This is a genomic window from Micromonospora sp. NPDC047670 (assembly GCF_043204915.1).
In the GTDB taxonomy this organism is placed as follows: Bacteria; Actinomycetota; Actinomycetes; order Mycobacteriales; family Micromonosporaceae; genus Micromonospora.
Window position 1 is genome coordinate 24,413 of record NZ_JBIDDA010000007.1, and the last position, 18,704, is coordinate 43,116.

At 75.8% G+C, this 18,704-nt stretch carries 17 protein-coding genes; 10 read left to right on the forward strand and 7 right to left on the reverse strand.

The window, feature by feature from the left end:
• The first annotated feature begins 57 nt into the window (after positions 1–57).
• Positions 58–1,281: a hypothetical protein gene (locus ACGF7U_RS18430; protein ID WP_393108064.1), complete on the forward strand. Its 1,224-nt coding sequence runs from the start codon at positions 58–60 to the stop codon at positions 1,279–1,281.
• A gap of 56 nt (positions 1,282–1,337) precedes the next feature.
• Here ACGF7U_RS18430 and ACGF7U_RS18435 read toward each other — a convergent pair whose 3' ends face one another.
• Positions 1,338–2,096, reverse strand: a complete 759-nt coding sequence (locus tag ACGF7U_RS18435) for an SDR family NAD(P)-dependent oxidoreductase (RefSeq protein WP_393108066.1) — start codon at positions 2,094–2,096, stop codon at positions 1,338–1,340.
• A gap of 56 nt (positions 2,097–2,152) precedes the next feature.
• On the opposite strand from ACGF7U_RS18435, the gene ACGF7U_RS18440 reads away from it, so the two are divergent.
• Positions 2,153–2,776: a TetR/AcrR family transcriptional regulator gene (locus ACGF7U_RS18440; RefSeq protein WP_393108068.1), complete on the forward strand. Its 624-nt coding sequence runs from the start codon at positions 2,153–2,155 to the stop codon at positions 2,774–2,776.
• A gap of 159 nt (positions 2,777–2,935) precedes the next feature.
• Here the strand turns inward: ACGF7U_RS18440 and ACGF7U_RS18445 are convergent, their stop codons facing one another.
• Positions 2,936–3,373: a VOC family protein gene (locus tag ACGF7U_RS18445; RefSeq protein WP_393108071.1), complete on the reverse strand. Its 438-nt coding sequence runs from the start codon at positions 3,371–3,373 to the stop codon at positions 2,936–2,938.
• Position 3,374: 1 nt separating this feature from the next.
• The gene (locus ACGF7U_RS18450) at positions 3,375–3,959 is read right to left on the reverse strand and encodes a DinB family protein (RefSeq protein WP_393108073.1); all 585 of its coding nucleotides are present in this window, start codon (positions 3,957–3,959) and stop codon (positions 3,375–3,377) included.
• 61 nt (positions 3,960–4,020) lie between these two features.
• Between ACGF7U_RS18450 and ACGF7U_RS18455 the strand changes: the two genes are divergently transcribed.
• The gene (locus ACGF7U_RS18455; RefSeq protein WP_393108075.1) at positions 4,021–4,983 is read left to right on the forward strand and encodes a helix-turn-helix transcriptional regulator; all 963 of its coding nucleotides are present in this window, start codon (positions 4,021–4,023) and stop codon (positions 4,981–4,983) included.
• A gap of 119 nt (positions 4,984–5,102) precedes the next feature.
• Here ACGF7U_RS18455 and ACGF7U_RS18460 read toward each other — a convergent pair whose 3' ends face one another.
• Positions 5,103–5,693, reverse strand: coding sequence for a phosphatase PAP2 family protein (locus tag ACGF7U_RS18460; protein WP_393108077.1), 591 nt, complete (start codon positions 5,691–5,693; stop codon positions 5,103–5,105).
• Positions 5,694–5,976: 283 nt separating this feature from the next.
• Here ACGF7U_RS18460 and ACGF7U_RS18465 point away from each other — a divergent pair, with 283 nt between their 5' ends.
• The 7 genes from ACGF7U_RS18465 to ACGF7U_RS18495 all read left to right on the forward strand — a co-directional run bounded on the left by ACGF7U_RS18465 (position 5,977) and on the right by ACGF7U_RS18495 (position 16,329).
• Entirely contained in the window at positions 5,977–6,399 is a 423-nt protein-coding gene (locus ACGF7U_RS18465) for a hypothetical protein (protein WP_393108079.1), read from the forward strand.
• Positions 6,400–7,271: 872 nt separating this feature from the next.
• Positions 7,272–8,447, forward strand: a complete 1,176-nt coding sequence (gene pdhA, locus ACGF7U_RS18470; RefSeq protein ID WP_393108081.1) for a pyruvate dehydrogenase (acetyl-transferring) E1 component subunit alpha — start codon at positions 7,272–7,274, stop codon at positions 8,445–8,447.
• Positions 8,447–9,436, forward strand: a complete 990-nt coding sequence (locus ACGF7U_RS18475; protein WP_393108083.1) for an alpha-ketoacid dehydrogenase subunit beta — start codon at positions 8,447–8,449, stop codon at positions 9,434–9,436. The genes pdhA and ACGF7U_RS18475 overlap by 1 nt, the downstream gene beginning before the upstream one ends.
• A 5-nt stretch (positions 9,437–9,441) precedes the next feature.
• Positions 9,442–10,899 carry a dihydrolipoamide acetyltransferase family protein gene (locus tag ACGF7U_RS18480; protein ID WP_393108630.1) on the forward strand — a complete coding sequence of 486 codons (1,458 nt, stop codon included), beginning with the start codon at positions 9,442–9,444 and terminating at the stop codon, positions 10,897–10,899.
• Positions 10,900–11,118: 219 nt separating this feature from the next.
• Positions 11,119–11,256, forward strand: coding sequence for a hypothetical protein (locus ACGF7U_RS18485; RefSeq protein ID WP_165947779.1), 138 nt, complete (start codon positions 11,119–11,121; stop codon positions 11,254–11,256).
• A gap of 343 nt (positions 11,257–11,599) precedes the next feature.
• Positions 11,600–14,374 (forward strand): hypothetical protein, encoded by a 2,775-nt coding sequence (locus ACGF7U_RS18490; RefSeq protein WP_393108085.1) that lies wholly within the window; start codon positions 11,600–11,602, stop codon positions 14,372–14,374.
• A 122-nt stretch (positions 14,375–14,496) separates the two neighbouring features.
• Positions 14,497–16,329 (forward strand): NHL domain-containing thioredoxin family protein, encoded by a 1,833-nt coding sequence (locus ACGF7U_RS18495; protein ID WP_393108087.1) that lies wholly within the window; start codon positions 14,497–14,499, stop codon positions 16,327–16,329.
• 80 nt (positions 16,330–16,409) lie between these two features.
• Here ACGF7U_RS18495 and ACGF7U_RS18500 read toward each other — a convergent pair whose 3' ends face one another.
• From ACGF7U_RS18500 to ACGF7U_RS18510, 3 genes are read right to left on the reverse strand one after another with little or no spacing between them, the layout of a single operon-like run.
• A complete protein-coding gene (locus ACGF7U_RS18500) occupies positions 16,410–17,159 on the reverse strand; it encodes a LamB/YcsF family protein (RefSeq protein ID WP_393108088.1) in 750 nt (249 codons plus the stop codon).
• Complete coding sequence (locus tag ACGF7U_RS18505; RefSeq protein WP_393108090.1) at positions 17,143–18,006, reverse strand: biotin-dependent carboxyltransferase family protein; 864 nt, start codon at positions 18,004–18,006, stop codon at positions 17,143–17,145. Before ACGF7U_RS18505 ends, ACGF7U_RS18500 begins: the two co-directional genes overlap by 17 nt.
• Entirely contained in the window at positions 18,003–18,680 is a 678-nt protein-coding gene (locus ACGF7U_RS18510; protein WP_393108092.1) for an allophanate hydrolase subunit 1, read from the reverse strand. Before ACGF7U_RS18510 ends, ACGF7U_RS18505 begins: the two co-directional genes overlap by 4 nt.
• Between the last annotated feature and the right edge of the window lie 24 nt (positions 18,681–18,704).

Here is an 18,704-nt window from a genome sequence, read left to right on the forward strand (position 1 = left end):
GGCGACGCTCGGGTCGCTCGTGCCGTCCCGAGCCGGGCGGCAGCGTAGGGTCGGTGGATGGGAACGCCTCAGACCCCGTACGACGCGGTGCTGCACGCCGCCCGCGACGTGGCCAAGCTGGAGAACGCCCTCGACGCGGAGATGCTCGGCGCGGCCCTGCTCGGCAGCGTCTACGCGGTCGCGGAGACCGACCGCGACGCCGCCGTCCGGGACTTCGTGGCCGGCTTCCTGGCCGCCACCTCCCGCCGCCGCTCGGCCGCCGCCACCACCATCCGCCCCGTCTTCGCCGCGCTGGTGCCCGACGCCGAGGGCGCCGCCCGGATCCGCCCCGGCGCCGCCGCCCCCGACTGGGCCGCCCACCTCGGCCGGGTGCACCTCACCGGCTGCTGGTCCTACGGCGACGTGTACGGCGACCAGACCTCCTACCTCGCGACCTTCGCGTACGACGACCCGGCCGGCGGGCCGGCGCACGCGGTGGTGACGCTGCTCGACCACAACATCGGCATCACCAAGGACGTCTTCGTCGGCGGGCCGCCCGAGCGGATCCTCGGGCAGGTCCGCCAGATGTGCGACGGGGACGAGCTGACCTGGTTCCGCGACGAGGAGCCGGACCGGATGCACGCCGAGGTGAGCCGGCACCTGGCGATCACCGACGCGCTCAGCGAGCTGCCCGGGGAGGGCTCGCTGGCGACCGACCGCGCCCTGCTCGGCGCCCGGCTGGCCCGGCTGCCCCACCGCGCCGAGGCGGCCCCCGCGCCCGCCGTCGAACCGCTCACCGCCGCCGAGCGCACGGACCTGGTCCGCCGGTTCCTCGCCTCGCCCGAGGCGGCCCGGTTCGGCCTGGACGCCGTCGACGGGGCGGAGCTGGCCTCGCTGCACTTCTGCCTCAGCCTGCTGCTGGACCACGCGGCCAGCTTCCCGGACGCCGACCCGATGCGGTGGAGCCCCACCGTGGCGGGGCTGTTCCTGCTCGACTGGGTGCATCGGCGAGCGGTGCTGGACATGGACGACGCCGCCCTGCTGCCCCGGGTGCTGCGGGCCTGGGCCGCGTACGCCGCCCGCAAGCGTGGGCTGCCCGAACGGGCGGCGGCGCAGACCGACACGGCGATCGAGGAGATGGTGCCGGAGTTCGCCCGCCTCTACAGCACGGGCGAGCGGCGCAGCCCCGCCACCGCCGCCGTCGCCCAGTTGATGGCCGACGGCGTCGACCCGGACGACCCGGCCGCCCTGGACGCGTGGATCGAGGCCAACCGGCACCGCCTGGCCGACGACGGCGCCTGACGGCTCCCGCGCTCCGGGCGCCCTGACGTACGCCTACGTCAGGGCGCCCGGAGCCGTCACAGGGCCGAGCCGCCGGTGGCGTCGACGACCTGGCCGGTGACCCAGCGGGCCTGTTCCGAGGCGAGGAACCGCACCACGTCGGCCACGTCGTCGACGGTGCCGACCCGGTTGAACACCGACAGCGCGGCGGCCGACTCCCGGGCGTCGCCCTGGAGCCAGCCGGCGTTCATGTCGGTGTCGATGACGCCGGGCAGCACGGCGTTGACGGTGATGCCGCGGGCGGCCAGGGTCGGGGCCAGGGCCAGCGTCAGCGCGTTCAGCGCCGCCTTCGTCGCCGAGTAGACGGGATGCGTCGGGGCGGCGATCCGGGTGTAGCCCGTCGAGATGTTGACCACCCGCCCGCCGTCGCGCATGTGCGGCCACAGCGCCTGGGTGAGGAAGAGCGGGACGGTGAGGTTGACCTCCACCACCCGCCGGTAGGTCTCCTCGTCGATCGAGCCCAGCCCCTGCGGCTCGCCGATGCCGGCGTTGTTCACCAGGACGTCGACCTCGCGGCGTCCGACGGCCTGTTCGACCTGGTCGAGGAACGCCGTGGCGAGCCGCTCGGCCGTGGTCGCGCCGTCCGCGTCGAAGCCCGCCTGGACCAGCACCGGCACCGCGCCGGACCGGCGGACCAGCTCCGCGGTCTCCCGGGCGGCGGCTTCGTCGCGCGTGTAGTGGACCCCGACCACCTCCGCGCCCGCGTCCGCGAGCGCCACCGCGATGGCCCGGCCGATCCCCCGCGAACTTCCCGTCACCAGCACAGATCGCCCCATGACCCCTCCTTTTGTAGCAGTCACTACAGAAACTGGCGACTACTATAGTGGTCGCTATGAAAAGCGGGAAGCGGGGGCCGGGCCGACCCCGGTCCTTCGACCAGGAGCAGGTCCTGGAGCAGGCCACGCAGGTGTTCTGGGCGCACGGCTACGAGGGCGCCAGTCTCGCGATGCTGCAGGCCGCCACGGGCCTGAACCCGCCGAGCATCTACCACGCGTTCGGCTCGAAGGCCGGGTTGTACGCGGCCTGCCTCGACCACTACGTCGCGAGCGTCGGGCAGCACACGAACGCCGCGCTCAGCCGGGAGGTCCCCGATCGCGCCGGGCTGGCGGAGTTCCTCCTCGGCGCGGCACGGCAGTTCACCGACGCCGATTGCCCGGGTGGGTGCATGATCTCCACGGCGGCGCTCGAGCTGCCGCCGCAGTCGGACCCCGTCGCCCGCGCCGTCGCCGGCCGGCGCGACACGACCCTGGGTCTGCTCACCGACTACTTCCGGCGCGCCCAGGCCGCGGGCACGCTCGACCGTGGCGCGGACCCGCAGGCACTCAGCCGGTACTTCGGCGCGATCGTCCAGGGCATGTCGGTGCAGGCCCGCGACGGCGCCACGGCGGACGAGCTGACGGCCGTGGCCCACATCGCGCTCACCGCCTGGCGGGAGCCGCCCCCGCCCCGCCGGTAGCGTTCGGCCCCCGCCCCTCAGGCCCGGTCGCCGGTGCGGGCTCGGCGGCGGCGTCGGCTGGTGACGGCGTCGGGGCTACGTCGGCATCGGCTCGGTGACAGCGTCGGCTCGGCGGCGGTGCCGGCCTGGCCGGTGCGGGCGGCACCGCCGCGCGGCCGGTCAGTCGAGGCAGAACTCGTTGCCCTCCGGGTCGGCCAGCACGATGTGCCCGGCGTCGAGCGGCGGCGCGGGCTCGAAGCGGCCGAGTCGGGTGGCGCCACGGGAGACGAGCCGCTCGGCCTCCGCCTCCAGGGCCGCCATCCGCGCGTCGCCCGTCAGCCCGGGAGCGGCCCGCACGTCGAGGTGTACGCGGTTCTTCGCCCGCTTGCCCTCCGGCACCCGCTGGAAGAACAGCCGTGGCCCCGAGCCCTCGGGATCGAGCACCGCCGAGGCGTCGTTGCGGCGCTCGGGCGGCACGCCCATCGCGTCCAGCGCCTCATCCCACGACTCGAAGCCCGCGGGCGGGCCCTGCACCTGGTAGCCGAGGGCATCGGCCCAGAAGGCGGCCAGCGCGGCCGGATCGGCGCAGTCGAACGTGATCTGGACGTCGCGGGCCATCTCAGCTCGCCTCCTGTCGGTTGTCTCGGTGGTTGTGCAGGTGGAGATCGCGGAGCAGGCACACCTCGGCCAGGTGGTGGATCAGCTCGCGGTTGACGTGCAGCACCAGCGCCGCCAGCGGACGCTCGGCGTACGGCCCCTCCGCCGCCCCGCACGGGCGGGACAGGCCGGATTCGCCCAGGGACTCGACGCCGGCCTGCCAGGTGGCGTACTCCGCGTCGAGTTGGGCCAGCGCCCCGGCCGCGGTCGCGGCGTACTCGAAGGACCCGTAGTCGGCGGGCGCGCGACCGAAGTGCGCGGCGTTGCGCGCCGCGAGCACGCCGACGATCACGTGCCCGAGTCGCCAGGCGATCGTCGTGAGCGGTGGCGGGTCGGGCTGCGGCACCGCGAAGTCGATGGTCATCGCGCCGGACCCGACCCGCAGCGGCGCGGTGCCGGTGCCGCGCGGGCGCACGCTCCAGCAGCCAGGCACCGGCTCCCAGAAGTACTCGTCGTCGGTGAGGCCGTCGAGGCGGGCGCGGAGCTGGTTGGTCCAGTGCCAGGTGAGCTGCTCGCGGAGCAGCGGGTTCCAGGGTTGGTCGGTCATGGGCGCATGCTCCCGAAGATAGCGGACAGGATCGTTCCGCGATCTGTGAAACGCTGACCGCATGACCGTCGAGGCGACGACCGAGCGGGTCCTGCGGCTGCTGATGCTGCTGCAGCGCCGGCCGTCCTGGACCGCCGCCGAGCTCGCCGCCGAGCTGGGGGTCACCGACCGCTGCGTACGCCGCGACGTGGAACGGCTGCGCGCGCTCGGCTACCCCGTGCACGCGACGGCGGGCGTCGGGGGCGGCTACCAGCTCGGCGCCGGCACCCGGCTGCCGCCGCTGCTTCTCGACGACGAGGAGGCGATCGCGACGGCGGTCTCCCTGCGACTGGCGTCGGGCGGCACGGTCGCCGGGGCCGGCGAGGCGGCGCTGCGGGCGCTCGCGAAGCTCGACCAGGTGATGCCGGCCCGGCTGCGCGCCGAGGTGCGGGCGGTGCACGACGCCACCGACACCCTCGTCGGCCCCGGCGTCGAGATCGACGCCGGGGTGCTGGTGACGCTCGCGCGGGCCTGCCGCGACGCCGTCCGGGTGCGGTTCCGCTACGCCGGCCGCGACGGCGGGGAGCACGAGCGCACGGTCGAGCCGGTGCGGATGGTCACCACCGGCCGCCGCTGGTACCTGATGGCCTGGGACGTCGACCGCGCCGACTGGCGCACGTTCCGGCTGGACCGGATGCGCGCGGTGACGGCGACGACCTGGCGGTTCCGGGCGAGGGAGCATCCCGACCCGGTGGCCTACGTGCGGCGATCCGTTACCGAGGCGCCCTACCGGCATCTCGCCCGGGTCCGGGTGCGCGCCCGGGCCGACCGGGTGCGGGAGCTGGTGCCACCCCAGGTGGGGCGGGTCGAGGAGGACGGCGACGGGTGGTGCGTGCTCGTCGTCGGCGGGGAAGACCTGGACTCGCTCGCCGTGCACGTGGCGCGGCTCGGCTTCGAGGCGGTGGTGCTGGAGCCCCCGGAGCTGCGGGAGGCCGCCACCCGGCTCGCCCGCCGCCTCGCGGCGATGGCCGGACCCGGCGGCTGACGGCCCGACCGCCCGCGCCGGCGGACGATCCGCCGGAGAGCGGCCGACCGGCGCACGGCTCAGCGGCGGACGCCCGACCGGCGGGCCGCTCAGCGTGGGGCCGCTCAGCGTGAGGCGGCTCAGCGCAGGGTGGCGAAGACGACCCCCGCGACCAGGGCGCCGAGCAGGCCGCCCGCGACGACCTGGGGCACCGTGTGGTCGCGCAGGCGGACCCGGGACCAGCCGACGAGCACGAGCAGCGGCGCGGTCGCCAGCAGCGCCGCCCCGAACGTCAGCACCAGCACGACCACCGTGCCGGCGGCGACCGCCGAATGGATCGACATCTTCCACCAGTGGCTCACCGCCACGGCGACCACCAGGCCGACCAGGCCGGCGGCGGCCAGGGCCAGCACCGGGCGGGGCGCACCGAGCACCGCGAGCAGGGCCAGACCGGCGGCCACCGAGCAGAGGCCGAACAGCAGCGGGACGCGGCGCTGCTCGCGGACCCCCACGTGGTGGTCGGTGAACCGGCCCCGGCGCACCCCGCCGACGATGTACGCGAACGGGATGCCGGTGGCGAAGAGCGTGGCGAGCAACCCCCAGGCCAGCCCGTGCACGCCCCGGGCGCTGTGCCAACCGACCGCCACCGTCAGCAGGGAGACCAGCACGGCCGGGGCCGTCAGCTCGGTGACGAGCCGGGCGAGCCGCAGCGCGCGACCGGGACGCGGCACGGCGGCCGGGCGGGCCGAGGGCCCTGCGCCCGTGCCGTCCGTTCCGCTCAGCGCCCCACCTCTGCTCCGCCCTGGGCCACCGCCCCGGAGCCACCCCGGCCATCCACCGGCGGCCCGGCTGGACCGCGCGCTCCGGCTCGGCTTCAACAACCGCGTCCAGGCCACCATCCTGGCCTACGGGGCCGGTCTCGTCCGCGCCGAGGGATGACCGGACGCGGCCGGGGCGTCAAGCGACGGATGGCGGTGGGCACCCGGACCGGCGTGGGACGGCGACCGGCAGTGAGTGGGTGTCGTCGGAGCGGCGGAACTCGGCCCGCCCGTGGGCACGGCGGCCGACGATCCCGGTTCGGCCGTCGGTGAGGTCGGTCGGGCCGTCGGCTCGGCGTCCGGTGCGGTCGGCGAGCCGGTCGCCGTCACCACCGGCGACGAACTCGGCGAGGCCGACGGGTTGAGCGACGGCGACGGGCTCGGCGAGGCCGACGGACTGGGCGACGGCGACGGGCTGGGCGACGGTTTCGGTACGGGCAACGGCACCGGCCGGCCGGCCGGCGGGCGCGGCGGGGCCAGCGCGGGAGGAGGCGCCGGGCGCACCGCCGACCCCGGCTCCGGCACCTCGACCGGCGTACGCGGGGCCGGCGCGGCGGGCCGCCAACCGCCCGGGGTCGCCACGGCGGGGGACGGGGTCGACGGGGTGACCACGGGCTGACTCGTCGCCGGCAGCGGGATCACCACCGGTCCCACGGAGGGCGTCGGCAGGAACGGGGTGCCGCTGTCCGGCAGGGCAGTGCTGCCGACCGTGGCCGAGCCGGTGCTGATCGCGGCGAGGATCGGCATCGACGCGGTGCCGGCGAGCAGCGCCACGGTGAACAGGTAACCCCGGGGCGGCCCGCCCGAGCCGGGTGCCCGGTGCGCGCCGACCATCCGGCGGTAACCGCCCACGCGGTGCCGGCCGAGGAACGGGGTACCGGGGCCTTCACCTGGATCGGACACCGCACACTCCTCCTCGTCGGCCTCCCGCCGGGCGGGAAAGCGGTGGGACCACCCGTCCGGCGGCGGTCGCCGCCACGGCGACCGACCGGGCGCCCGACAGCACGGCTGGGCCGGGCGGGGGAAGCGGCAAACCGCTCGACCTGGGCGATCCCGCGACAATCAGGCTGACCGAGTGACGCTGCGTCAGCCAACCCCGCACAGCGTGTCGACACGCGTATCTGGCCGAACGGTGACGAACCACCGCCGGATCGGCCGCGCGTCGATGGAACGGACACCCGGCGCTTCGTGTAACGAAGCGGGCGGCCCGCCGGTGCGGGGCGGGCGTACTGTGGGCGCGCTCACGTGTGATGCGAATATGGACCACGACGGCAACGCAGCCACGACCTCCGCGCACCCCCGCGGCAGGCGCGGCTGGGCGCCGGCGCTCCCGAACCGGGTTCGGCCAGAATCCGGCTTCACGCCGCGCGGCAACCCCCACCGGGGCTAGGCGCGGCCGCCAGGAACCGGTCCGGCACCAGCCGGACAGGCGCACGAGTTGCGCGGCCGGGTGACCCCCCGGTGCCGACGCAGACAGACAGGGAGAGACGGATGGCAAAGGGCGACCCCGGGGTCTCCAGCCGCGGCCGGCGGGCCGCACCCCGCTCCAGGAAGGGCGCGACCGGCGACCCGCAGCTGGTGCAGCTGCTCACCCCCGAGGGTGAGCGCATCGAGAGCGCGACCGGCCCGGACGGGACGGAATACCGCGTCGACTTCACCGACGAGGAGTACCGCGGGCTCTACCGCGACCTCGTGCTGGTCCGCAAGCTCGACGCCGAGGCCACCGCGCTGCAGCGCCAGGGCGAGCTGGGCCTGTGGGCCAGCCTGCTGGGCCAGGAGGCCGCGCAGGTCGGCTCCGGGCGCGCGCTGCGTACCCAGGACATGGCCTTCCCGACCTACCGGGAGCACGGCGTCCTCTACTGCCGGGGCATCGACCCGATCATGCCGCTCGGCCTGTTCCGGGGCGTCGACCAGGGCGGCTGGGACCCGAACGAGTTCAAGTTCAACATGTACACGATCGTGATCGGGGCGCAGACCCTGCACGCGACCGGGTACGCCATGGGCGTCAGCATGGACGGCAAGACCGGGACCGAGGACGGCGAGGCGGTGATCGCCTACTTCGGCGACGGCGCCACCAGCCAGGGCGACGTCAACGAGGCTTTCGTCTGGGCCAGCGTCTTCAACGCCCCCCTGGTGTTCTTCTGCCAGAACAACCAGTACGCCATCTCCGAGCCGCTGGAGCGGCAGACCCGCGTCCCGCTCTACCAGCGGGCGGGCGGCTTCGGCTTCCCCGGCGTCCGGGTGGACGGCAACGACGTGCTCGCGTCGTACGCGGTGACCCGGCACGCGCTCGACAACGCCCGGCTCGGCCAGGGCCCCAGCCTGATCGAGGCCTACACCTACCGGATGGGGGCGCACACCACCTCCGACGACCCGACGCGCTACCGGATCGCCAGCGAGGTCGAGGCCTGGCAGGCCAAGGACCCGATCGCCCGGATGAAGGCGTTCCTGGAGAAGCAGCAGATCGCCGACGCCGACTTCTTCGCCTCCGTCGACGAGCAGGCCCGCACCGAGTCGGTGCACCTGCGCGAGCGGGTGCTCGCCATGCCCAACCCCGAGCCGGTGACGATGTTCGACCACGTCTACCCCAACGGGTCCCCGGAGCTCGACGAGCAGCGGGCCCAGTTCGCGAAGTACATGGAGTCGTTCGAGGGGAGCGCCCACTGATGGCCACGGAGACGCTCAGCCTCGGCAAGGCCCTCAACACCGGCCTGCGCAGGGCCCTGGAGAACGACCCCAAGGTCGTCGTCATGGGCGAGGACGTCGGCAAGCTCGGCGGCGTCTTCCGGATCACCGACGGCCTGCAGAAGGACTTCGGCGACCAGCGGGTGATCGACACCCCGCTCGCCGAGTCCGGCATCATCGGCACCGCCGTCGGCCTGGCCATCCGCGGCTACCGCCCGGTCTGCGAGATCCAGTTCGACGGCTTCGTCTACCCCGCGTACGACCAGATCGTGTCGCAGGTGGCGAAGATGCACTACCGGTCGCAGGGCAAGGTCAAGATCCCGATGGTCATCCGGATCCCCTTCGGCGGCGGCATCGGCGCGGTCGAGCACCACTCGGAGTCGCCGGAGGCGTACTTCGCCCACACCGCCGGGCTCAAGGTGGTGAGCTGCGCCAGCCCGCAGGACGCGTACTCGATGATCCAGCAGGCGATCGCCTCGGACGACCCGATCGTGTTCCTGGAGCCGAAGCGGCGCTACTGGGAGAAGGGTCCGGTCGAGCTGGACGCCCCGCTGTCGGAGGCGTACCCGCTGCACGCCGCCCGGGTCGTCCGGCCCGGCACGGACGGCACCCTGCTGGCGTACGGGCCGATGGTGCGGACCTGCCTGGACGCGGCGACCGCCGCCGCCGAGGACGGCCGCGAGCTGGAGGTCATCGACCTGCGTACGCTCTCGCCGCTGGACCTGACCGCCGCGTACGAGTCGGTGCGGCGCACCGGTCGCTGCGTGGTCGTCCACGAGGCCCCGGGGAACCTGGGCCTCGGCTCGGAGATCGCGGCCCGGATCACCGAGCAGTGCTTCTACTCCCTGGAGTCCCCGGTGCTGCGGGTGACGGGCTTCGACACCCCCTACCCGGCCTCCCGGGTGGAGGAGGAGTACCTTCCCGACCTCGACCGGGTGCTCGACGCCGTCGACCGCACCTTCGGCTGGTGAGCGGCATGTCGCGGATCAAGGAGTTCAACCTTCCCGACCTGGGCGAGGGCCTGACCGAGGGCGAGATCCTCGCCTGGCTGGTCAAGGTCGGTGACGTCATCGAGCTGAACCAGCCGATCGTCGAGGTGGAGACGGCCAAGGCGGCCGTCGAGATCCCGGCGAAGTGGGCCGGCCAGGTGCAGGCGATCTTCCACCCGGAGGGGACCACGGTCGAGGTCGGCACGCCGATCATCGCGATCGACACCGATCCGGGCGCCGGGCCGATCGAGCCGTCCACGACCGGTGCGCCGGCCGCCGACCTGCCGACCCCGTCGGCGGCGTCGCTGGCCGCGGTCGAGGTGGCGCCGACCGAGGGCGCCGTCGAGCCGGGCCTGATCGGCGGTCCCGCCCCGGGTGGGCGTACCGCCGTGCTGGTCGGCTACGGCCCGCGGACGACGGCGGCCAAGCGGCGCCCGCGCAGGGATGCCGCCTTGGTGCCGACCCAGGCCGCGGCCCCGGTCGCTCCGGCGACCCCGGTCGTTCCGGCCCCGCCGGTGACCACCGCGCCGTCGAACGGCCACGGCCGGGCCGGCGGCCCGGTGCTGGCCAAGCCCCCGGTGCGCAAGCTCGCCAAGGATCTCGGCGTCGACCTGTCCACGCTGACCGGCTCGGGTCCGCTGGGCTCGATCACCCGGGAGGACGTGCAGCGGGCGGCGAGCGGGGCCACGGCGGCGGCCGAGCCGCTCGCGGTGGCGGCCCCGACCACGGCGGCCAGCTTCGGCGCGGACCGCGAGCAGCGCATCCCCGTCAAGGGGGTACGCAAGCTCACCGCCGAGAACATGTCCCGCTCGGCCTTCACCGCGCCGCACGTCACGGAGTTCCTGACCGTCGACGTGACCCGGTCGATGAAGGCCCTGGACCGGCTCCGCAACCGGCGGGAGTGGCGCGACGTGCGGGTCTCGCCGCTGCTGCTGGTCGCCAAGGCGGTGCTGTTGGCGGTCAAGCGCCACCCGATGGTCAACTCGACCTGGGCCGGCGACGAGATCGTGGTCAAGGACTACGTCAACCTGGGCATCGCGGCGGCCACCGAGCGTGGCCTGATCGTGCCGAACATCAAGGACGCCGGCCGGCTCTCGCTGCGCGAGCTGGCGGACGCGATGACGGACCTGGTGCAGACGGCCAAGGCCGGGAAGACCTCGCCGGCCGACATGTCGGGCGGCACGCTGACGATCACCAACGTCGGCGTGTTCGGGGTGGACACCGGCACGCCGATCCTGCCCCCGGGCGAGTCGGCGATCCTGGCATTCGGCGCCGTACGCGAGATGCCCTGGGTGCACAAGGGCAAGGTCCGCCCGCGCCAGGTCACCACGCTGGGCCTGTCGTTCGACCACCGCATCATCGACGGTGAGCTGGGCTCGAAGTTCCTGCGCGACATCGGGGACTTCCTGGCCGACCCGGAGGCGGCGCTGCTCGCCTGGACCTGACCGGTCTCGACGCCAGCCACGGCCGGTGTGCCACGGGTGAACGCCCGGCACACCGGCCGTGTCCGTTCGGCGACAGAAACGTCGGCACCGAAGTCCGCCCACCTTCGATCGTTAGGCTCGTGTCCCAGCTCACCTAATAATCGATGGAAGTTGAGGCCGTCTTGCGCTTGAATAGAGACATCAAGGGGCTGACAACCGAATAGCCAGGAGGAGAGACCCGTGAGCATGATCGAGCGAATCCGTAACCGCCGCGACGCCAACCGCCGCGCCCGTGCCATCGAGCACGCGCTGCGCTCCGCCAACTCGCCCGCGGTCCGCGAAGAGATCCTCGCCATCGCCCAGCGTCACATGAGCTGACGCCCAGAACCTTCCTCACCTCCTCCAGATCGATGGCCCGCCCGGTCCGCCCGGGTGGGCCATCGGCGTTCCGCGCCGATTGACACCGGGATTCCACCTCGCCGCAGCGCCCGGTACGGTGGGCTTCGGTCGTCGCCCGCGGCCCGGAGCGGGTCGAGTCGATAGAAGCCACTCGACAACACCCGACCACGCGGAGTGACGGCCGATGCTCCCCGGAAGCCCTCGGGCGGTCACCGGATACGGTGCGGGGAGCCGGCACGGCCGGTACACCGGCGACGCCGGCCACCCTGCCGAGCAGACCGATCGGCAGCGGCGGCCGACAGGTGATGGAGGAGGCGCACGCATGACGTCCGAGGGCACGCACCACCCCGGCCAGCAGCCGGACGAGGTGTCGCCGGGCGCCGGCGGACCGGCGCCGTACGGCGACCGCCCGGCGCAGCAGGGCAACGGCTACGGCGTCGGCGCACCCGACCTCGGCTGGGCGCCCCCGCCGCCGTCGGGGCAGCCGAACCCGCCCACCTGGGCCGCGCAGAACGAGCAGCAGCCCGGCCCCGCCTGGGGCGCCGGCCAGGCTCCACAACCGGCCGACCAGGCCCCGCCCGCCTCCTGGGGCCCGGCCGACGGCCAGCCCCAGCCGGCTTGGGCCGGCGCACAGGGCGAGCAGGCCGGTCCCGCGTGGGCCGGGGCCGCCCCGCCGCCGCACGCCGCCCCCGACCAACCCGCGTGGGCCCAGGCCGAGCAGGCGGCCCCCGCCTGGTCGCCCCCCGAGCCCGCCGCGCGCGGCGCCGCCCAGGTGCCGCAGGCCGCCCCGGTGCCGCAGCCCTGGCCCGCCCAGGACGACCCCGCCCGCTCCGGCGGCTGGAACACCGAGCCCTCGCAGGACCCCGCCCGCTCCGGCGGCTGGCCGGCCGGACAGCAGCACGACGACCCGAACCGCTCCGGCGGCTGGGCCGGCACCGAGCAGCGGGACGAGCAGCCCGCGTGGGCCCAGGCCGAGCAGGCGGCCCCCGCCTGGTCGCCCCCCGAGCCCGCCGCGCGCGGCGCCGCCCGGGTCCCGCAGGCCGCCCCGGCGCCGCAGCCCTGGCCCGCCCAGGACGACCCCGCCCGCTCCGGCGGCTGGAACACCGAGCCCCCGCAGGACCCCGCCCGCTCCGGCGGCTGGCCGGCCGGGCAACAGCAGGAGGACCAGGCCCGCGCCGGCAGCTGGGCCGAGGACGCCGCCCCGGACGACCGGCCGCAGCACGACGACCCGAACCGCTCCGGCGGCTGGGCCGGCACCGGCCAGCAGGACGACCAGTCGCCGGCCGGCTGGAACGCCGGCGCCGAGCAGCGGCCGGGCGGATCGTGGGGCGCCCCCCAGGACGACCAGCCGCAGGGCGACGAGTGGCCGGGCCGGGACGAGTCGGCCCGGGTCCGGGGCGCGGCGTCGGTGCCGCAGCAGCCCGAGGAGCGGGACGTTAACGGTTGGGGCTCGGCCGAGCCGGCCCCCACCCCGCCCGGGCGGGCGGCCGTTCCCGCTCCCGGCGACGGCGGGCCGCCCGCGTGGGGCAACGCGGCGGAGAGCCTGCCGCAGCGGACCGCCAACCCGGTCGCTCCGGACGTCGAGCCCTGGTCGGCGGACGAGGCGTGGGGCCGCGCCGAGGCGGGGGAGCCCGCCGCGAGCCGCGCCGGCACCGGCTGGGAGGCCGACCGCGCCGAGGAGCCGCCGATCTACCAGCCCGCCCCGGGCCCCGGCATCTCGCCGGCCAACGCGGTGCCGCTGCCCCCGCAGGAGCAGCGGGTGCCCGGCGCCAGCCTCGCCGCCGCCCCGCCGGCCGACTACGTCCCGCCGGCCCCGTTCGCGCCCGAGCAGGAGCAGCCCAGCTGGGCGCAGGCCGGTTCCCGGCACGACGAGCCGCAGGCCGCGGCCGGGCCGGTGGTTCCCGCGCCCCGCACCTCGCCGGAGTCGGGCGGACGGGCGGCCGTGCCGGCGCCGGAGGGTGCCGAGCCGGCGGCCGGCAGCGTCTCGGCGAGCGCCGCGGTGCCGCTGGCCAGCCGGGTGATGCCGCCGACCGACCAGGCCCTGCGACCGGGTGGCACGCCCGCTCCCCAACCCCGGGTGTACGGCCGGCCGGCCCGCCCGGAACCGGCGGACGAGCCCGAGCAGGACGAGCCGAACGGGCACCGGCTGGACCACGCACCGTCGCCCCGGTTCGACCACGCACCCGAGACGCGGTTCGGCCAGGGACCGGACAACCGGTTCGACCAGGGGCCGGACGCCCGGTTCGAGCAAGGACCGGACGCCCGGTTCGACCAGGGGCCGGACGCCCGGTTCGAGCAGGACAACCGGTTCGACCGGGCTCCCGAGCCACGCTTCGACCAGGGGCCGGAGCCTCGCTTCGACGACCGGGACCGGGGGCCGGCCGCCTTCGGCGCGGCCGCTCCGGTCGCGCCGGCGTCGCCGGCCGCGCCCCCGGCCTTCCCGCCGGGCGTGCCGTCCTTCGTCGACGCTCCGGCCAGCGACCGGCCCGTGAACGGGGTCCGGCCGCACGGCGGCGCGGATCGTCCCGCCGAACACTTCGGCGCGCCGTCCGCCGGCGGCGCCGTCGGCGCGGCAGCCGGCTACGGGCCCGCCCCGACGCCCGAGCCCGCGCCCGGTAACGCCTTCCCGCCGGCGTTCCCGCCGCCCGGGCAGCAGCCCGGCCCCTCGTGGGGCCAGGGCGGTCAGGGCGGCCAGGGCGGTCAGGGTGACCCGGGCGACCAGGGTCGGTTCGACTCGTTCAAGCCGATCGCGGAGCCGAAGACGGAGGCGCCCACGCCCAAGGTGCGCAACGGGCGCGTGCTGGCCGCGGTGCTCGTCGCCGCGGTGCTGATCCTGGCGGTGCCGCTGGGCCTGCTCATGCTGCTCGGCAAGGTTGGCGGCGCGGAGGAGACGCCGGCCTTCGATCCGGCAGTCGGCAGCTGCGTGAAGCAGTCCGGCCAGGGCGCGGCAGCGGCGAACTGCGGCGAGGCGGGCGCCTTCACCGTGGTCTCCAAGGTGGATGCCAAGGACAAGTGCGCCGATCCGGCCCAGCCGCACGTGGTGCTCCCGGGCGACGGGGCGAACCGGGTGCTCTGCCTGAAGCCGGCGGGCAAGTAGCCACACCGCGACGGCGGGGCCACGGGAGACCGTGGCCCCGCCGTCGTCTCGCCCGTGGGATGTGACCGAGCCCGCTCGGGGTGCCGCCCGGCCCGGCCGGTCGCGTCCGGCAGACTGGGCTCATGAGCGCACGAGTACGGGCTCCGGAGCTGCGCGGTCGGGGCTGGCTGAACACCGGCGGGCGGGACCTGAAGCTGTCCGACCTGCGCGGCAAGATCGTCGTCGCGGACTTCTGGACCTTCTGCTGCATCAACTGCCTGCACGTGCTCGACGAGTTGCGCCCGCTCGAGGAGAAGTACGGCGACGTGCTGGTCGTCATCGGCGTGCACTCGCCAAAGTTCGAGCACGAGAAGGACCCGGACGCGCTCGCCGCCGCCGTGGAGCGGTACGGCGTCCACCACCCGGTGCTCGACGACCCCGAGCTGGACATGTGGCAGCAGTACGCGGCCCGCGCCTGGCCCACCCTGTCCGTGATCGACCCCGAGGGCTACGTGGTGGCGACCATGGCCGGGGAGGGGCACGCCGAGGGGCTGGCCCGCCTCATCGACGACCTGATCGCCACCCACGAGGCGAAGGGCACCCTGCACCGGGGCGACGGCCCGTACGTCCCGCCGGCCGAGCCGGAGACCACCCTGCGCTTCCCGGGCAAGGCGGTGCTGCTGGAGAACGGCAACCTGCTGGTGTCGGACTCGGCCCGACACTCGCTGGCCGAGCTGGCCCCGGACGGCGAGACGCTGGTCCGCCGGATCGGCGCCGGCACCCGGGGGCGGGCCGACGGTCCCGCCGAGGTGGCCACCTTCTCCGAGCCTCAGGGGCTCTGCCTGCTGCCCGCGCACGCCGCCGAGGTGGCGGGCTACGACCTGGTCGTCGCCGACACCGTCAACCACCTGCTGCGCGGCGTACGCCTCGCGGACGGCGAGGTGGTCACGGTCGCCGGCACCGGCCGGCAGTGGCGCTCCACGGTCGACGACCACGCGCACGACGCGCTCGCCGTCGACCTCTCCTCCCCCTGGGACCTGGCCTGGTACGACGACAAGGTCGTCATCGCGATGGCCGGCATCCACCAGCTCTGGTGGTTCGACCCGGTGAAGCGCACCGCCGGCATGTACGCGGGCACCACCGTCGAGGCGCTGCGCGACGGACCGCTGGCCGAGGCGTGGATGGCGCAGCCGTCCGGCCTCTCGGTCTCCGCGGACGGCGCCCGGCTCTGGATCGCCGACAGCGAGACCAGCGCGATCCGGTACGTCGAGAACGACGTCATGGGCACCGCCGTCGGGCAGGGGCTCTTCGACTTCGGCCACGTCGACGGGCCGGCGTCGGAGGCGCTGCTCCAGCACCCGCTGGGGGTGTGCGCGCTGCCGGACGGCTCGGTGTTGATCGCCGACACGTACAACGGCGCGGTCCGTCGCTACGACCCGGAGGGCGACCGGGTCTCGACGGTCGCCGACGGGCTCGCCGAGCCCAGCGACCTCGTGCTGACGCCGGCCGGCGAGGTGCTGGTGGTGGAGTCCGCCGCGCACCGGTTGACCCGGCTGGCGCCGGGCGCGCTCTCCGCGGCGGGGGCGAGCACGGTGGACGGGCCCCGGCACCGCACCGAGCGCAAGCCCACCGACGTGGGGGCCGGCGAGGTGACCCTGGACGTCGTCTTCACCCCGGCGCCGGGGCAGAAGCTGGACGAGACCTACGGCCCGTCGACGCGGCTGGTGGTCTCCGCGTCCCCGCCGGAGCTGCTGCTCGAGGGCGCGGGGACCGGGACCGAGCTGTCCCGCCGGCTGGTGGTGAACGGCGACGTGACCGCCGGCGTGCTCCAGGTGACCGCCCAGGCGGCGACCTGCGACGCGGACGTCGAGCACGCGGCGTGCCACCTGACCCGCCAGGACTGGGGCGTCCCGGTCCGGGTGGTCGACGGCGCCGCCGCGCGCCTCCCGCTGATCCTGCGCGGCCTCGACGCCTGACGCCCCGGTGTCTAGGCGGGCCGGGCGCCTGAGGGGGGCGGAGAGGCCCTGGGCCACCCGGGCGACGGGTGCCCTTCCTCTCATGCGAACGGGGTGAGCGGCACGCCTGCGTCGATGAGGGCGGCACGGACCAGCTCGGCGCAGCGGACCGCGCCGGGCGCGTCACCGTGCAGGCAGATCGAGTCGACCGGGCACGGAACGACGCTCCCGTCGACGGCGACGACGGTCCGCTCGGTGGCCATCCGCACGGCTCGGGCGGCCACCTCCTCCGGGTCGGTGACCAGCGCGCCGGGGGCGGTGCGCGGCACCAGTGAGCCGTTGGGCAGGTAGCCCCGGTCGGCGAAGCCCTCGGCGACCACCCGGAGCCCCGCCCCCGCGGCGAGCTGGGCGAGGACCGAGCCGGGCGAGCAGAGCAGCGGCAGCTCGTGGTCGTAGTCGCCGACCGCGGCGACCAGCGCCGCCGCCTGGGTCTCGTCGCAGGCGGCGGCGTGGTAGAGCGCCCCGTGCGGCTTGAGGTAACGGACCCGGGTGCGGAACAGCCGGCAGAACGCGTCGAGCGCGCCGAGCTGGTAGGTGACCTCGTCGCGCAGCTCCGCGAAGGCGTACGCGATGTGCCGCCGGCCGAAGCCGGCGAGGTCGCGGTAGCCCACCTGCGCGCCGACGGCGACCCCGCGGGCGGCGGCGGCCTCGCAGACCCGGCGCATCGTGGACGCGTCGCCGGCGTGGAATCCGCAGGCGACGTTGGCGGAGGTGACCAGGTCCAGCAGCGCGCCGTCGTCGCCGAGTCGCCAGATGCCGAATCCCTCGCCGAGGTCAGCGTTGAGGTCCATGGAACCTGACCGTAGTCCCTGGGCGGGCCTGCGCGAGCGGGGTCACGTCGTCCACCACCCCGACGACGGGGTATCCGCCGGTGGTCGGATGGTCGGCGAGGAAGATCAGCGGCTGACCGTCCGCCGGCACCTGTACCGCGCCGAGCACGATCCCCTCGCTGGGCAGTTCCCCGGCCACCGCGCGGGGCAGCGCCGCGCCGGTGAGCCGCGCGCCGACCCGGTTGCTCACCGGGCTCACCGCGTACGCGGTGCCGAACAGCCGGTCGAGCGCGGTCGCGGTGAACCAGTCGTCGCGGGGCCCGAGTCGCAGCGTCAGCCGCAGCTCGGCCGGGACCGCCGCCGCGACGGTGACGTCCACCGGGGCGGGGGGGCCGGTGGGTGCGCCCAGAGGCAGCAGGTCGCCGTCGCGCAGGGGCGGCGGACCGAGCCCGGAGAGGGTGTCGGTGGCGCGGCTGCCGAGGATCGGCTCAACGGCGATCCCGCCGCCCACGGCGAGCCAGTTGCGCAGGCCGTCGCGGGGCGGAGCGATCCGCAGTACGGTGCCCGCCGGCACCGACAGTGGCCGCCCCACGTCCCCGGGGCGGCGGCCGACCCGGACGGCGGTGTCGGCCCCCGTCACCGCGACCGTCGCGGCGCGGGGAAACCGCAGCTCACAGCCGGTCATCGTGATCTCCAGGCCGGCGGCGGACTCCGGGTTGCCGACGAGCCGGTTGGCCAGCCGCAGGGCCGCCGGGTCGAGCGCGCCCGACCGGGGTACGCCCAGGTGCGCCCACCCGGCCCGGCCGAGGTCCTGGACGGTGGTCAGCGCCCCGGCGCGGAGCACCTCGACCGTCCCGGCCCCGGTCACCCGGCCACCAGGCGCACCTCGGCGCCGGGGGTGAGCCGGGCCGGCGGGTCCGCGCGCACGTCGAAGAGGGCCATGGCGGTACGCCCCACCAGCAGCCAGCCGCCGGGCGAGGCCGCCGGATAGATGCCGGCGTACGGGCCGGCCAGGGCGACCGAGCCGGCCGGCACCCGGGGGCGGGGGTTGGGCAGCCGGGGCACCGCCAGTTCGGCGGGGAGCCCCGTCAGGTAGGCGAACCCGGGGGCGAAGCCGCAGAAGGCCACCCGGAAGGCGGTCCGCGCCAGCCGCTCGACCACCGTGGCCACGTCCACGCCCCAGTGACCGGCGACGACGGGCAGGTCCGCGCCGTCGTACGTCACCGGGACCTCGATCCGGTCGGCGGTGGTCGGTCCGGCGGGGGCGGCCGGTCGGGGCGCCCAGCCGGCGATCCGCGCGGCCGTCGCCACCGGGTCGGGCACGCCGTCGAGCAGAACGGTGGTGGCCGCCGGCACGATCTCGACGGCGGTCAGCTCGCCCTGTTCGCGCCGCCGCCACAGCTCGGCCCGCCACGCCTCGACCAGGCCGGCGCCCGCCCCGGGATCGCCGGCCGCAAGGGTGCCCCGGGTCCCCCCGGCGCCCGGGGCCGGCGCGGCGCAGTCGAGCAGCAGGGCGTGCGCCCCGACGGGTCGGATCCGCATGCCGCCATCCTCCCCGACCGGTCG